The following is a 13,420-nucleotide window of genomic DNA, read 5'->3' on the forward strand; positions in this document are numbered from 1 at the left end:
TCTGAGCACCGATCCATCAGGAGAGCCCCATGAGTGCGCAGCCCAATCTTGGCATGCAGGTCACCACGTTCGAAAACCCCATGGGTATCGACGGGTTCGAATTCGTCGAATTCGCCGCACCGGCCGGTCGTGGCCACGAGCTGCACACCCTGTTCAAGAAGATGGGTTTCAGCGCCGTGCTCAAGCACAAGTCGCGTCCGATCACGGTCTATCGCCAGGGCGGCGTGAACCTGCTGGTCAACGAAGACCCCGAATCCTATGCCGCCGAATTCGCCCAGGCCCACGGCCCGTGCGCGGCCGGCTTCGCCATCCGCTTCCAGAAGCCGTCCAAGGACGTGCTCGGCGTCGTGCTCGGCAACGGCGGCGAAGCAGTGAACCCGAAGGCCGAAGCCACCAAGGCGGTGAACGCGCCGGCGGTGAAGGGCATCGGCGATTGCATGCTGTATCTGATCGATCGCTACGGCGACAAGGGCAGCATCTACGACGGCGACTACGAGCCGATCGCCGGAGCCGAGCAGAACCCGAAGGGTTTTGGCCTCACCTTCATCGACCATCTCACGCACAACCTCTACTTCGGCAACATGCAGAAGTGGTCCGATTACTACGAGCGCCTGTTCAACTTCCGCGAGATCCGCTACTTCGACATCAAGGGCGCCAAGACCGGCCTGGTTTCCAAGGCGATGACGGCGCCGGACGGCATCGTGCGCATCCCGCTGAACGAGTCGAGCGATCCGAAGTCGCAGATCAACGAATACCTCGACGCGTACCACGGCGAGGGTATCCAGCACATCGCGCTGTTCACCGACAACATCTACGAGACGGTGGAAGCGATGCGCGCGACGGGGGTGGAATTCCTCGATACGCCGGACACGTACTTCGACGTGATCGATATGCGCATTCCCAACCATGGCGAAGACGTGCCGCGCCTGGCCAAGAACAAGATCCTGATCGATGCCGACCTGGAGACCAAGCAGCGCAAGCTGCTGCAGATCTTCACCCAGAACAACATTGGCCCGATCTTCTTCGAGATCATCCAGCGCAAGGGCAACGAGGGCTTCGGCGAAGGCAATTTCCAGGCGCTGTTCGAGTCGATCGAACGCGACCAGATGAAGCGCGGTTTCCTGTAAGCACATTGGCATCGTGGCCGCCGCAAGGCGGCCACGATGCATCGGGATCAGTGCGGAAACGTGCCGTTCTTCATCATGGCGGCGAACATCGCGCCGAAGAAGATGAAATACAGCACGGCAACGACGATGCCGACCAGGTACAGCACACCCTGGATGATGAAATAGGTGCGCAGGCGGGCGAGGGATTCCTTCAGCGCGCTGGAATCGCCGGTCAGCTGGGCTCGTTCGATCGCGCTGGAGGCCTGCATCAGCAGCACACCCGTCCAGATGGGCAGCCAGGCGATGACGATGCCGACGATGGTGAGGGCGGTAACGGCCCCCTGGATGATGAACATGATGCCCACGAACTTCATCCATCCCTTGCCCGAGGCAAGCGGCTGGCTGAGATCCTGGACGGAGTGGTTCGCGGTGGCCTGGCCCAGCGAAGAGTACGAGTCGGACATGCGGTTTCCTTGTGATGTCGTTGCAATAGAGAACAACGCCTCTTCCATCGGGTGAGGCGGCCAACATTCGTAAGGCAAGAGTAATAGGATCGCGAGGGTTGTATACGCCCCCGCCTCTTGGGCAGATTGCGGAGCTTCTATGTCAGCCAGCAAACACCAGCAGTACTTGTCAGGTTTTGCCAACGAATTCGCCACCGAGGCTTTGCCCGGCGCGCTCCCCGAGGGGCAGAACTCGCCGCAGAGCGCACCGCATGGCCTGTATGCGGAGCAGATTTCCGGCACCGCCTTTACTGCCCCGCGGCACAGCAATCGCCGCAGCTGGCTGTATCGCATCCGCCCCGCGGCCATGCATCACCCGTTCGAGGCGATGCCTGCGGGACGCTTCCACAACCGCTTCAACGAAGTCCCGGCCAACCCCAATCAGTTGCGCTGGAGCCCGTTCCCGCTGCCCAGCGAGCCGACCGATTTCATCGACGGCCTGTTCACCGTGGCCGGCAATGGCGGCGCGGCAGACCAGACCGGCGTAGGCATCCATGTGTATGCCGCCAACCGCTCGATGAAGGGGCGCTTCTTCTACAACGCCGACGGCGAAATGCTGATCGTGCCGCAGCAAGGGCGCCTGAAACTGGCGACCGAGATGGGCATCATCGAGCTGGAACCGTTGGAAATTGCGGTGATCCCACGCGGCGTACGTTTTCGCGTCGAACTGCTGGACGACACCGCGCGCGGCTACATCGCCGAGAACTTCGGCGCGATGCTGCGCCTGCCCGATCTGGGCCCCATTGGCAGCAACGGCCTGGCCAACCCGCGCGACTTCCTCACGCCGGTGGCGGCGTACGAAGACGTCGAAGGCAAGTTCGAGCTGGTGGCGAAATTCCAGGGCAACCTGTGGCGCGCCGCCATCGATCATTCGCCGCTGGACGTGGTGGGCTGGCACGGCAACTACGCACCGTACAAATACGATCTGCGCCGCTTCAACACGATCGGCTCGATCAGCTTCGATCATCCCGATCCGAGCATCTTCCTGGTGCTGCACTCGGCCAGCGACACGGAAGGCGTGAGCAACATGGATTTCGTGATCTTCCCGCCGCGCTGGCTGGTGGCGCAGCACACGTTCCGCCCGCCGTGGTTCCATCGCAACATCGCCAGCGAGTTCATGGGTCTGATCACCGGCGAATACGACGCCAAGGCCGAAGGCTTTTCGCCGGGCGGCGCCTCGCTGCACAATTCCATGACCGGTCACGGTCCCGATGCGGCCACCTACGAGAAGGCGTCGACGCGCGACTTGTCGCAGCCCGATGTCATCGCGGGCACCATGGCCTTCATGTTCGAGACGCGCCGGGTGATTCATCCGACCAGGCAGGCGCTGGATTCGCCGGAACTGCAGGGCAACTACATCGAATGCTGGCAGGGCATCCACAAGCATTTCAGCGGGAGTTGAGGCGATGACGCTGCGTCGGTTCTGCCTGTTGTCGCTATGCGTGATGCTCGCATCGTGCCAGTCGCACGACGAGGCACCGGCGCAAGCGCCTGCGTCGACCGCAACGGCATCCGGTGATCGCGACGCGCTGAGTCAAGCGCGTTGGCAGGGTTTCGGCGACATGCGCTTTGGCATGGACGAGGCGGCCTTCCGCAAAGCCTGGAGCGGCGAGTTGAAGGGCGGGGCGGAGGCGGGATCCGATTGCGCGATGTACGCTCCGGTGTGGGCGAAGACGCCCTTCGAGCTCACCTTCATGCTCGAGCACGGCCGTTTCGTTCGTTACGACGTGCGTGGCGACAAGGAGACGGCGCCGGGCGGTGGCAAGGTCGGCATGGCCAAGGCGGACGTGATGGCGCTGTACGCGGGCAAGGTGCGGCAATGGACGTCCAAGTACGATGCGACGGCCAGCGTGTTCCGTGTGGATGGTGAGAGCGGTGCCGTGCTGATCTTCGACATCGGCGCCGACGGCAAGGTAAAAGCGTGGCGCGTGGGCGTGCCGCCACAAATCGATTACGTGGAAGGGTGCAGCTGAGTGCGGCCCGTTGGAGCGATAGCATGAAACTGGGTTCATTGAAGGAAGGCGGTCGCGACGGCACGCTGATCGTGGTCAACCGCGCGCTGACGCAGGCCGTCAAGGCCAGCGGCATCGCTCCCACGCTGCAGGCCGCGCTGGACGACTGGTCGAGCACGGCGCCGCGCCTGAATGCGCTGTACGAAGAACTGAACAACGGCGCCGCCAAGGACGCGTTTGCACTCGACATGCACGCGCTTGCTTCGCCGCTGCCGCGCGCCTACGAGTTCGTCGACGGCAGCGCCTACCTGCCGCACGTGGAGCGCGTGCGTCGCGCACGCGGCGCCGAAGTGCCCGAATCGTTCTACACCGATCCGCTGATGTACCAGGCGACCAGCGCCGGTTTTCTCGGCCCGCGCGATCCGGTGGTGGTGCCCAGCGAAGATTACGGCATCGACCTGGAAGCCGAAGTGGTAGTGATCACCGACGACGTGCCGATGGCGGTGACGCCGGCACAGGCCGCGGCGCACATCCAACTGGTCGGTATCGTCAACGACGTGTCGTTGCGCGGCCTGATTCCCGGCGAACTCGCCAAGGGTTTCGGTTTCCTGCAATCGAAGCCGCGCTCCGCGCTGTCGCCCGTGTTCGTGACGCCGGACGAACTGGGCGATGCCTGGCAGGACGAGCAGTTGCACCTGCCGATGCGTACCTGGCTCAACGGCAAGTGGTTCGGCGAAGCCGAATGCGGCGTCGACATGCAGTTCAATTTTGCGCAGCTGGTGGCCCACGCGGCGAAGACGCGTCCGTTGACCGCAGGCACCATCGTGGGCTCGGGCACCATCGCCAACGAAGACACCGGCAAGGGCGCTTCCTGCCTGGCCGAGCAGCGCACGGTGGAAACGCTGCGCGATGGCAAACCGAGCACGCCGTTCCTGAGCTTCGGCGACAGCCTGCGCATCGACGTGACCGATGCCTCGGGCGCGTCGATCTTCGGTTCGATCGAACAGTCCATCGCGCCGCTGAAGCGCTGACGACGGGCGTGCAATCCGCGCGGCATCCCCTCCGGATGCCGCGCGGGATCGAGCAAAATGCCGCAGCACCCTGATTCGCATCAGCCCGGCGATCATGTCCCGCGGCGATACTGCCGTGCATGCGCACGAACATCACCGTTCCGGAATTCGATCCCGTTCTGGTCGCCCGCTACGACGTCGCGGGTCCACGCTATACGAGCTATCCGACCGCGCCGCAATTCCACGCGGGCTTCGATGAAGCCGCGTTTCGCGAAGTCGCCACCGCCTCCAACAAGGGCGAGTCGCCGCGACCGCTGTCGCTCTACGTGCACGTGCCGTTCTGCTTCAGTCCGTGTTTCTACTGTGGATGCACGCGCGTCATCACCCGCGACGTCACCCGGGCCGATCACTACCTCGATCATTTGAGTCGGGAAATCGGGCTGGTTGGTTCCTTGTTCGACCGCAAGCGACCGCTGCTGCAGCTTCACCTGGGCGGCGGCACGCCGAATTTTCTCGATGCGCCGCGCATGGAAAGGCTGGTCGGGGCGTTGGAGAGCAGCTTCTCCTATCGGCGAGAAGGGCCACGCGAGTACGGCATCGAGATCGACCCACGCTATGCCGATGGCCGCTACGTGCGCGATCTGGCTGCGCTTGGCTTTAATCGTTTGTCTGTCGGGATCCAGGATTTCGATGCTGAGGTACAGGTAGCGGTCAACCGCATTCAGAGCGTGGCGCAGACGCGCGAGGTCATCGAGGCGGCGCGCGATGCAGGCTACGGCTCGGTGAGCGTCGATCTGATCTACGGTCTTCCCCGACAAACGCTTGCCGGTTTCGCGCAGACGTTGGACGAGGTCATTGCACTCGCACCCGATCGTATCGCCGTCTACGGCTACGCCCACATGCCGCACCTGTTCAAGGCGCAGCAGCAGATCGACGCTGCCGAGTTGCCCGGTGCGGCCCAGCGCCTGGCGCTGTTCGGGCAGGCCTTCCGCATGTTGTGCGAGGCGGGCTACGTCTACGTGGGCATGGATCATTTCGCCCGCGCCGATGACGAATTGGTGCGGGCGCAACGGGCGGGGACGCTGCAGCGCAATTTCCAGGGCTATTCCACCCATGGCGATTGCGACATCGTCGGTCTCGGCGTGAGTTCGATCAGCCGGGTCGGTGCCAGCTACAGCCAGAACGCGCGTGACCTGATCGGTTACGAAGCGGCGCTGGACGCAGGACGGCTGCCCGTCGCTCGCGGGCTCATGCTGAGCGGCGACGATGTGGTGCGGCGCGAGATCATCGGCGAACTGATGTGTCATGGCGAGCTGGAGATGCCGCGTTTCGGCGCACGCCACAAGCTTCCCTTTGCGGAAACGTTTGCTGCCGAACTCGGTCGCCTGGCGCGATGCGCCGACGATGGCCTGGTGACCATCGACGACTCCTCGATACGCGTCACCCCGCGCGGTCGCCTGCTGTTGCGCAATGTCGCCATGTGTTTCGATGCGTATCTCGACAGGCCGTCCGAAGCCGCTCGCTATTCGCGCACCATCTGACGGGCGGCTGCGTGGCGTGTTGCCGCATGAGGCACTCGACCGCCGTCATCACTGATGTCGGTCAAGTCGGCAAGAAATCGCGCTCCCTAGTCTGGCGCCAGATTACCGGGAGCGTCACATGTCACGATGGATACCTGCTGTTGCGTTGCTTGCCGGCCTGCTGCCGGCCACCCTCATGGCCGCCGGTGCATCACCTCGGCAAACCGCGCCTAAGAGTGCGGGCACCGCCTTGCAGGCACCGATGGATTTCGGTGCGCCGCAGGGCGAGCCCATCCGCGCCGTGCTGGGTGTGCCACCGAACGTACCGCCGCCGATCCATCGCAACTATCCGGCCAAGGTGATCGTCGAGCTGGAGGTCCAGGAGAAGGAGATGCCGATGTCCGAAGGCGTCTCCTATACCTATTGGACCTTCGGCGGCACGGTGCCCGGGAGTTTCATTCGCGTGCGCCAAGGGGACACGGTGGAGTTCCACCTGAAGAATGCGCCCGACAACAAGATGCCCCACAACATCGACTTGCACGGTGTGACCGGTCCTGGTGGCGGCGCTGCATCGAGCTTCACCGCGCCTGGCCACGAATCGCAATTCAGTTTCAAGGCACTCAACGCGGGGTTGTATGTGTATCACTGCGCGACGGCGCCGGTGGGCATGCACGTGGCCAATGGCATGTATGGCCTGATCCTGATCGAGCCGCGGGAAGGTTTGCCGAAAGTGGATCACGAGTACTACGTCATGCAGGGCGATTTCTACACGACGGGCAAGTATCGCGAGAAGGGCCATCAGCCGTTCGACATGGATGCGGCGATTGCCGAGCATCCGACCTACGTATTGTTCAACGGCCGCGAAGGTGCGCTGGTCGGCGATGGCTCGCTCAAGGCGAAAGTGGGTGAGACGGTGCGCCTGTTCGTGGGCAACGGCGGCCCGAACCTGGTGTCGAGTTTCCACGTCATCGGCGAGATCTTCGACAAGGTGTATTACGAAGGCGGCTCGCACGCGCAGGAAAACGTGCAGACGACGCTGATTCCCGCGGGTGGCGCGATGATGGCCGAGTTCCACGTGGAAGTGCCGGGCACGTACGTGCTGGTGGATCACTCCATCTTCCGCGCCTTCAACAAGGGCGCACTCGGCATGCTGAAAGTGGACGGTCCCGAGGACAAGACGATCTATTCCGGCAAGGAAGTGGATTCGGTCTACCTGGGCGACCGCGCCGGCGACAACCTGCATGCCGTTGCGGCGGCCGCCAAGGCCAATGCAACCGGCACGCTCAGCAAGGACGACCAGATCAAGGCCGGCCAGCAACTGTTCGCGGGCACCTGCTCGGTCTGCCATCAGGCCAACGGTGAAGGCATGGCGGGCGTGTTCCCGCCACTGGCCAAGTCCGATTATCTGGTCAAGGCTGCGAAGGAAAAACTGATCTCGATTCCTCTGCATGGCTTGACCGGTGCGATCACCGTCAATGGCAAGGACTACAACTCCGTGATGCCGCCGATGTCCCAGCTGACCGACGACGAAGTGGCCAACATCCTGACCTACGTGCTCAACAGCTGGGGCAATCCCGGCGGTCAAGTCAGCAAGGACGAGGTGGGCAAGGTGCGTGCGCAAGCTGCCGCGGCCGACCGTCATTGATATCGGTGTGATGCGTCGCCTGGTTGCACTCGCGTGTTGGCTCGGTTGTCTCGATGTGGCGGCGGCGGACTATGTGCCGCTGCCGTCCGCGATCTTCAGCAGCGTGCTGCCCGCCGATGGCAAGGCGGCACCGGCATCCATTGCCGCCTTCGCGATGCGGACGGAGCCGGTGACGAACGCGGAGTATCTGGACTTCGTCATGACTCATCCCGCATGGCGCAGGGACAGGATTCCTGCCGTATTTGCCGACCGCACCTACCTCTCGCACTGGGAGAGCGCCGAATCGCTGGGTAGCAAAGCGCTCTCCAGGCAACCGGTGACCCAGGTGAGCTGGTTTGCCGCACAGGCCTTCTGCGAAAGCGAGCACGCGCGCCTGCCCGGCTGGTATGAATGGGAGTACGCCGCCGCCGCGGACGGGCAGCGTGCGGACGCCCGCAGCGATCCCGCCTGGCGCCAGCGCGTGCTGGATTGGTACGGACGTCCCGCGACCACGCCGCTGGCCAGCATCGGGAGCGTGCCCGACGTGCACGGCATACGCGACCTCAACGGTCTGGTATGGGAATGGGTCGACGATTTCAACGCCTTGCTGGTGAGCGCGGACAGCCGCGATCAGGGTGACGCCGACAAGGCCAAGTTCTGCGGTGCCGGCGCACTCACCCTGCAGCAAAAGGAAAACTACGCCACCTTGATGCGCGTCGCGATGCTGTCGGCGCTGAAGGCGTCGGATACCACGCGCACGCTTGGCTTCCGCTGCGTGCGCGAACCTTGAGGATCTTCATGAAGCGTTTGCTGTTGTCGCTGCTTCTGGTGGTGTTTGTCGGACACGTGTCGGCCGACGATGCGCTGCCCACCGACTCGGTCTATCAGGCGAACATCGCCCTGGTCGATCAGGCGGGGCAGCCATGGCATTGGAACGAGCGACGCGGGCACGTGCAGATCGTGTCGATGTTCTACACCTCGTGCACCATGGTGTGCCCGATGATCGTGGATACGATGAAGCTCACCGCGCAGCATGTGAGCTCCGACAAGCGCGACCGCCTGCATCTGTTGCTGGTGAGTTTCGATCCGGCAACCGACAGCGTGGCCGTGCTGCGCGACTATGCACGGCAACGCAAGCTGCCGACGCCTGCCTGGACGCTTGCGCGAACCGCCCAACGGGCCGATACCCGGCGAGTGGCCGCTTTGCTAGGCCTGCAATATCGCCAGTTGCCGGATGGCGATTTCAATCATTCCAGCGAACTCGTCCTGCTCGACGCCGATGGGCGCATCGTGGGGCGCACGAGTGAGATGGGCCGTGTGGATCCTGATTTCGTCCGCGCCGTGGAGCAGGCCCTCTCTCGCGAGTAACTCCCTGCACACGGCGATGCCGCCGGCTATTGGCCCCATCGCCTTGCGTGCGGGTGGCTGCCGCCGGAGTGGGTAGGCGTCGAGCGACGGTGAACCCGCTCCCGTGCTTTACTTAAGGGCCCCATCCAACGAGGTGTCCCATGTCCCAAGTCACGCTGAAAGGCAATCCGGTCCAGGTCGATGGCCATTTCCCGGCCCAGGGCGAGGCGGCGCCGGCGTTCTCGCTGGTCGGCAAGGACCTGGCCGACGTCACGCTCGCCAGCTTCGAGGGCAAGCGCAAGGTGCTGAATATTTTCCCCAGCGTCGATACGCCGACCTGCGCCATGTCGGTGCGCCACTTCAACCAGGACGCCAGCCAGCTCGACAACGCGGTGGTGCTGTGCATTTCCGCCGACCTGCCGTTCGCACAGGCGCGCTTCTGTGGCGCCGAAGGCCTCAGCAACGTGGTGACGCTGTCGACGCTGCGCGGCCACGATTTCCTCAAGAACTACGGCGTGTCGATTGCCTCCGGTCCGCTCGCCGGCCTCGCGGCTCGCGCGGTGGTCGTGCTCGATGCCGACAACAAGGTGGTGCACAGCGAGCTGGTCGGGGAGATTGCGCACGAACCGAACTACGACGCGGCGCTTGCCGCACTGGGCTGAGACAAGGCGGCAGGCAAACAAAAGGCCGGAATTTTCCGGCCTTTTTTAATGCAGACGGCTGCACTGTTCCTCTAGATGGCCGTGACCGACATCAAGGAGCCGTGCTCTTGCCGCTCTTGGGCGCAAGGCGGAACTTGCCATCGTCGAACATCACAGGAATGAAGGCGTAACGGATGGGCACGCCCTGGGTGGACGGAGCGACTTTGTAGCCGCTCAGGATCGAATGCATGCGGCCGTCCAGCTTGATGTCCGGCACGGCATCAAGCGTCAACACTTTCACGGCGTCACCGTTGGCGTCGAAGGCGACGTAGTAATCCACGAATCCGGCGGGCGGTATGGCCTCGCCGTTGCGAAAAGCGATCGAGTGTTTGGGAATGAATCGCGGCGTCATGTCGGCCGATGGTGTGAGGTCGTCCTTGCCAATGCCGTCGCGGACCGAGGCGTCGTAAGCGGTGATGAAGGCATTGAGGTGATCGGCCACGTCCTGCATCTGGCTCTTGGGAACGCCTGGCGAGGCGCGGTCGACCAGTTCGGCCAGGTATCCCTCGGAAGGGCGGTAAGGCTCCGGCTGGAGCTCGGCGTAGTGCCCGTAGATCTGCGCCCAGGTCATGGCTTCGAGCGGATGGTGCGCGCTGACCTCCATCTCCGCCATCTTCGCCATGGCGAGGATTTCACCGTGCGTGGCGGCGTTGCTGAGGTAGAGCCTGGCCTTGTCCAGATCGCGCGCCACTGGGCATGCGGGCAGCTGTCCGCCGATGCGATAGAGCGAGCCGACCACGTACATGTCCTTGAGGTTGCCCGATTGCGCGAGGGCTTCCACCTCGCGAAACACCGCCAGTCGTTCTTCCAGCGGCGCGGATGGATCGAGCAGCCTGGCACTCCGCTCCACGTCGGCCTGCTTGCGCTGGCTGGCAACGAGATCGGATGTCGTGAGCTTGCCTGCGGCGGATTCGCTGATCAGCGATGCTGGCGCGTCCTGTGCCCTGGAGACGCCGATGCAGCCAATGAACAACGTCGTGATCAGCAGCGTTGCGGTGGTGTGTCGTGCCATGCGTATCGCCCCCTGCGAGTTGCCGGCTATCGTGCATAAAAAAGCCGCGCCCGCACAAGTCAGGCGCGGCTTCTAGGGCGGTTGGCTTACTTGGCCGCCATCATCGCCACCGTCATGTCGAGCATGCGGTTGGAGAAGCCCCACTCGTTGTCGTACCACGACAGCACCTTCACGAGCGTGCCTTCCATGACGCGCGTCTGGGTGGCGTCATAGGTGGACGAAGCCGGGTTATGGTTGAAGTCGATCGACACCAGCGGCTTGGTGTTCACTGCCAGGATGCCCTTCAGCGCGCCGTTGGCGGCTTCGTTGATCACCTGGTCGATTTCTTCCTTGCTGGTCGGGCGGGCCGCGTCGAACACCAGGTCGACCACCGACACGTTGATGGTCGGCACGCGGATGGCGAAACCGTCGAGCTTGCCGTTGAGCTCCGGCAACACCAGGCCCACCGCAGCGGCGGCGCCGGTCTTGGCGGGGATCTGCGAGTGCGTGGCCGAACGGGCGCGGCGCAGGTCGGAGTGGTAGACGTCCGTCAGCACCTGGTCGTTGGTGTAGGCGTGGATGGTCGTCATCAGGCCGCGCTGGATGCCGATCTTCTCGTGCAGCACCTTGGCCAGCGGCGCGAGGCAGTTGGTGGTGCACGAAGCGTTGGAGATCACTTCCAGCTTGGAGGTGAGCTTGTCGTCGTTCACGCCGATGACGAAGGTGCCGTCCACGTCCTTGTCGCCCGGGGCGGAGATGATCACCTTCTTGGCGCCGGCGGCGAGGTGCGCGCTGGCCTTGGCCTTGGAGGTGAACAGGCCGGTGCATTCCAGCACCACGTCGACGCCCAGGGCGCCCCACGGCAGCTTGGACGGGTCGCGCTCGGCGCAGACCTTGATGCGGTCGCCGTTGACGATCAGATCGCCGCCGTCCACCGTCGCGGTGCCCGGGAACTTGCCATGGGCGGTGTCGTACTGGGTCAGGTGCGCATTGGTCTCGGCATCGCCGAGGTCGTTGATCGCAACGATCTGGATCTCGTTGGTGCGACCCGCTTCGTACAGCGCGCGCAGGATGTTGCGGCCAATGCGACCGTAACCGTTGATGGCGACCTTGATTGCCATGGGACAGCGTCCTCCGGTGAGATGACGGAAATGGCGGCTGTGGGGCCACCGTAAAACCGTCATTTTAGCCTGAACCGGCCGGGCGGTCCCATCCGGGCCCGCAATCACCCGGATGGGGCTGTTCAGCGGGGCCCAGAAGCGCTTGAATCGGCTTTTCTTTCGGGCAGCGCCCAGGCAGGAGATTGGCATGAGCGAGGCAGAACAAAGCTTTGGGATCACCCTGGAGCAGGTGTCGGACTATGAATTCCGGGTGCGCTTCGACGGCACCGCGATTCCCGACCTGATCACCGACGAAACCTCGCCGCTGGGCGGCGATGCCGGGCCCAATCCCACCCACCTGATCGCCACCGCAGTGGCCAACTGCCTGGCGGCCAGCCTGTTGTTCGCGCTGCGCAAGTACAAGAACTCGCCCGGCACGATCGGCGCCAGGGCAAAGCTCAGCATGGCCCGCAACGAGCACGGCCGGCTGCGCGTCACCCATATCGGCGTGGACCTGCAACTGGCCGACAAGGCGGAAGTGCTCGCGCACCTGGACCGTGCGCTGGCCCAGTTCGAGGATTTCTGCATCGCCACGCAGAGTGTGCGCCAGGGCATTAAGGTGGATGTGAGCGTGCACGACGGGGAAGGGAAGCTGCTCCCGCTGCCGGAAGCGGGCTGACCGATGCTGGCGTGGAGCTGTCACGAGGCTGTGGCAGACTTCGAGGTTTCCCCCGACAAGATTTACAGCCCATGCCCTTTCCGCGCCGAACCGCCGTTGCCGCTTTTATCTGTCTCGCCCTGACTCCCGTCGTGCATGCCTGGGGCCAGCTCGGCCATAGCGTGGTGGCCGATCTGGCCCAGCGTCACCTGAGCCCCACAGCCGAAGCGGAAGTGGAGCGCTTGCTGGCGCCGGAGCACACCAAGTCGCTGGCCGACATCGCCAGCTGGCCGGACGAAATCCGCAACGATCCGACCAAGGACGCGTTGTGGAAGCAGACGCGCGCGCTGCACTACGTCGACTTCACCTCCGGCGACTGCAACTACACGCCGCCGCGCGACTGCAAGGATGGCCAGTGCGTGGTCGAGGGCATCGACCACTACGTCAAGGTGCTCGGCGACAAGAGCCAGTCGGACGCGACGCGCCTGGAGGCGCTGAAGTTCGTGGTGCACTTCATTGGCGACGAGCATCAGCCGTTGCACGGCGGCTCGCGCGACGACAAGGGCGGCAATGCCTACCAGGTGCAGTTCCAGGACAAGGGCACCAACCTGCACAGCGTGTGGGATTCGGGCCTGCTCAAAACCCGCGGCCTCGACTACAAGGCCTACGCGGACAGGCTGGAAGCCGAAGGTCCCGTCACGCTGCCCCAGCCGATCCCGCCGCTGGACAACGCCTACGCACAGTGGGCCGAAGAGTCGTGCACGATTTCGCGCGGCATCTATCCCGATGGCCACAAGCTCGACCAGGCCTATGTGGACAAGGAGCTGCCGGTGGCGGAACTGCGGTTGCGCGAGGCCGGTCGTCGCCTCGCCGAAGTGCTCAACCTGACCCTGGCCAAGGGCTGAGTG

At 64.0% G+C, this 13,420-nt stretch carries 14 protein-coding genes; 11 read left to right on the forward strand and 3 right to left on the reverse strand.

The genetic code is table 11. The features are described 5' to 3' along the window. The first annotated feature begins 29 nt into the window (after positions 1 to 29). Complete coding sequence (gene hppD, locus ACN9MB_RS03970) at positions 30 to 1,127, forward strand: 4-hydroxyphenylpyruvate dioxygenase (RefSeq protein WP_204636067.1); 1,098 nt, start codon at positions 30 to 32, stop codon at positions 1,125 to 1,127. A gap of 47 nt (positions 1,128 to 1,174) precedes the next feature. On the opposite strand, the gene ACN9MB_RS03975 is transcribed toward hppD, so the two are convergent. Further along, entirely contained in the window at positions 1,175 to 1,570 is a 396-nt protein-coding gene (locus ACN9MB_RS03975) for a DUF5362 domain-containing protein (protein WP_426270848.1), read from the reverse strand. Between the two features lie 139 nt (positions 1,571 to 1,709). Here ACN9MB_RS03975 and hmgA point away from each other — a divergent pair, with 139 nt between their 5' ends. The 8 genes from hmgA to tpx all read left to right on the forward strand — a co-directional run bounded on the left by hmgA (position 1,710) and on the right by tpx (position 9,724). Then, the gene (gene hmgA, locus ACN9MB_RS03980; protein WP_426270849.1) at positions 1,710 to 3,011 is read left to right on the forward strand and encodes a homogentisate 1,2-dioxygenase; all 1,302 of its coding nucleotides are present in this window, start codon (positions 1,710 to 1,712) and stop codon (positions 3,009 to 3,011) included. A 4-nt stretch (positions 3,012 to 3,015) separates the two neighbouring features. Continuing rightward, positions 3,016 to 3,582 carry a lectin gene (locus ACN9MB_RS03985; RefSeq protein WP_426270850.1) on the forward strand — a complete coding sequence of 189 codons (567 nt, stop codon included), beginning with the start codon at positions 3,016 to 3,018 and terminating at the stop codon, positions 3,580 to 3,582. Between the two features lie 23 nt (positions 3,583 to 3,605). Further along, positions 3,606 to 4,592: a fumarylacetoacetate hydrolase family protein gene (locus ACN9MB_RS03990; protein WP_426270851.1), complete on the forward strand. Its 987-nt coding sequence runs from the start codon at positions 3,606 to 3,608 to the stop codon at positions 4,590 to 4,592. Between the two features lie 119 nt (positions 4,593 to 4,711). Continuing rightward, a complete protein-coding gene (gene hemN / locus ACN9MB_RS03995; RefSeq protein ID WP_426270852.1) occupies positions 4,712 to 6,112 on the forward strand; it encodes an oxygen-independent coproporphyrinogen III oxidase in 1,401 nt (466 codons plus the stop codon). A 118-nt stretch (positions 6,113 to 6,230) separates the two neighbouring features. Further along, entirely contained in the window at positions 6,231 to 7,736 is a 1,506-nt protein-coding gene (gene nirK / locus ACN9MB_RS04000; RefSeq protein WP_426270853.1) for a copper-containing nitrite reductase, read from the forward strand. Then, a complete protein-coding gene (locus ACN9MB_RS04005; protein WP_426270854.1) occupies positions 7,705 to 8,505 on the forward strand; it encodes a formylglycine-generating enzyme family protein in 801 nt (266 codons plus the stop codon). The genes nirK and ACN9MB_RS04005 overlap by 32 nt, the downstream gene beginning before the upstream one ends. 8 nt (positions 8,506 to 8,513) lie before the next feature. Beyond that, positions 8,514 to 9,083, forward strand: a complete 570-nt coding sequence (locus tag ACN9MB_RS04010) for an SCO family protein (protein ID WP_426270855.1) — start codon at positions 8,514 to 8,516, stop codon at positions 9,081 to 9,083. A 140-nt stretch (positions 9,084 to 9,223) separates the two neighbouring features. Beyond that, the gene (gene tpx / locus ACN9MB_RS04015; RefSeq protein WP_204636074.1) at positions 9,224 to 9,724 is read left to right on the forward strand and encodes a thiol peroxidase; all 501 of its coding nucleotides are present in this window, start codon (positions 9,224 to 9,226) and stop codon (positions 9,722 to 9,724) included. Positions 9,725 to 9,815: 91 nt separating this feature from the next. Here tpx and ACN9MB_RS04020 read toward each other — a convergent pair whose 3' ends face one another. Together ACN9MB_RS04020 and gap are read right to left on the reverse strand one after the other, a co-directional pair. Further along, entirely contained in the window at positions 9,816 to 10,775 is a 960-nt protein-coding gene (locus tag ACN9MB_RS04020; RefSeq protein ID WP_426270856.1) for a hypothetical protein, read from the reverse strand. A gap of 86 nt (positions 10,776 to 10,861) precedes the next feature. Beyond that, complete coding sequence (gap, locus tag ACN9MB_RS04025; protein ID WP_204636075.1) at positions 10,862 to 11,875, reverse strand: type I glyceraldehyde-3-phosphate dehydrogenase; 1,014 nt, start codon at positions 11,873 to 11,875, stop codon at positions 10,862 to 10,864. Between the two features lie 187 nt (positions 11,876 to 12,062). Here gap and ACN9MB_RS04030 point away from each other — a divergent pair, with 187 nt between their 5' ends. Together ACN9MB_RS04030 and ACN9MB_RS04035 are read left to right on the forward strand one after the other, a co-directional pair. Beyond that, positions 12,063 to 12,533: an OsmC family protein gene (locus ACN9MB_RS04030; protein ID WP_426270857.1), complete on the forward strand. Its 471-nt coding sequence runs from the start codon at positions 12,063 to 12,065 to the stop codon at positions 12,531 to 12,533. 71 nt (positions 12,534 to 12,604) lie between these two features. Further along, positions 12,605 to 13,417, forward strand: coding sequence for a S1/P1 nuclease (locus ACN9MB_RS04035; RefSeq protein WP_426270858.1), 813 nt, complete (start codon positions 12,605 to 12,607; stop codon positions 13,415 to 13,417). Positions 13,418 to 13,420: the final 3 nt, after the last annotated feature.

The sequence above is a fragment of the Dyella kyungheensis genome, from assembly GCF_049913195.1.
Taxonomy (GTDB): Bacteria; Pseudomonadota; Gammaproteobacteria; order Xanthomonadales; family Rhodanobacteraceae; genus Dyella; species Dyella kyungheensis.

What these genes read in the sequence shown, in the direction of transcription:
- hppD (WP_204636067.1), top strand. Translation starts at nt 30, where the DNA reads ATGAGTGCGCAGCCCAATCTTGGCATGCAGGTCACCACGTTCGAAAAC.
- ACN9MB_RS03975 (WP_426270848.1), bottom strand. Translation starts at nt 1,570, where the DNA reads ATGTCCGACTCGTACTCTTCGCTGGGCCAGGCCACCGCGAACCACTCC.
- hmgA (WP_426270849.1), top strand. Translation starts at nt 1,710, where the DNA reads ATGTCAGCCAGCAAACACCAGCAGTACTTGTCAGGTTTTGCCAACGAA.
- ACN9MB_RS03985 (WP_426270850.1), top strand. Translation starts at nt 3,016, where the DNA reads ATGACGCTGCGTCGGTTCTGCCTGTTGTCGCTATGCGTGATGCTCGCA.
- ACN9MB_RS03990 (WP_426270851.1), top strand. Translation starts at nt 3,606, where the DNA reads ATGAAACTGGGTTCATTGAAGGAAGGCGGTCGCGACGGCACGCTGATC.
- hemN (WP_426270852.1), top strand. Translation starts at nt 4,712, where the DNA reads ATGCGCACGAACATCACCGTTCCGGAATTCGATCCCGTTCTGGTCGCC.
- nirK (WP_426270853.1), top strand. Translation starts at nt 6,231, where the DNA reads ATGTCACGATGGATACCTGCTGTTGCGTTGCTTGCCGGCCTGCTGCCG.
- ACN9MB_RS04010 (WP_426270855.1), top strand. Translation starts at nt 8,514, where the DNA reads ATGAAGCGTTTGCTGTTGTCGCTGCTTCTGGTGGTGTTTGTCGGACAC.
- tpx (WP_204636074.1), top strand. Translation starts at nt 9,224, where the DNA reads ATGTCCCAAGTCACGCTGAAAGGCAATCCGGTCCAGGTCGATGGCCAT.
- ACN9MB_RS04020 (WP_426270856.1), bottom strand. Translation starts at nt 10,775, where the DNA reads ATGGCACGACACACCACCGCAACGCTGCTGATCACGACGTTGTTCATT.
- gap (WP_204636075.1), bottom strand. Translation starts at nt 11,875, where the DNA reads ATGGCAATCAAGGTCGCCATCAACGGTTACGGTCGCATTGGCCGCAAC.
- ACN9MB_RS04030 (WP_426270857.1), top strand. Translation starts at nt 12,063, where the DNA reads ATGAGCGAGGCAGAACAAAGCTTTGGGATCACCCTGGAGCAGGTGTCG.
- ACN9MB_RS04035 (WP_426270858.1), top strand. Translation starts at nt 12,605, where the DNA reads ATGCCCTTTCCGCGCCGAACCGCCGTTGCCGCTTTTATCTGTCTCGCC.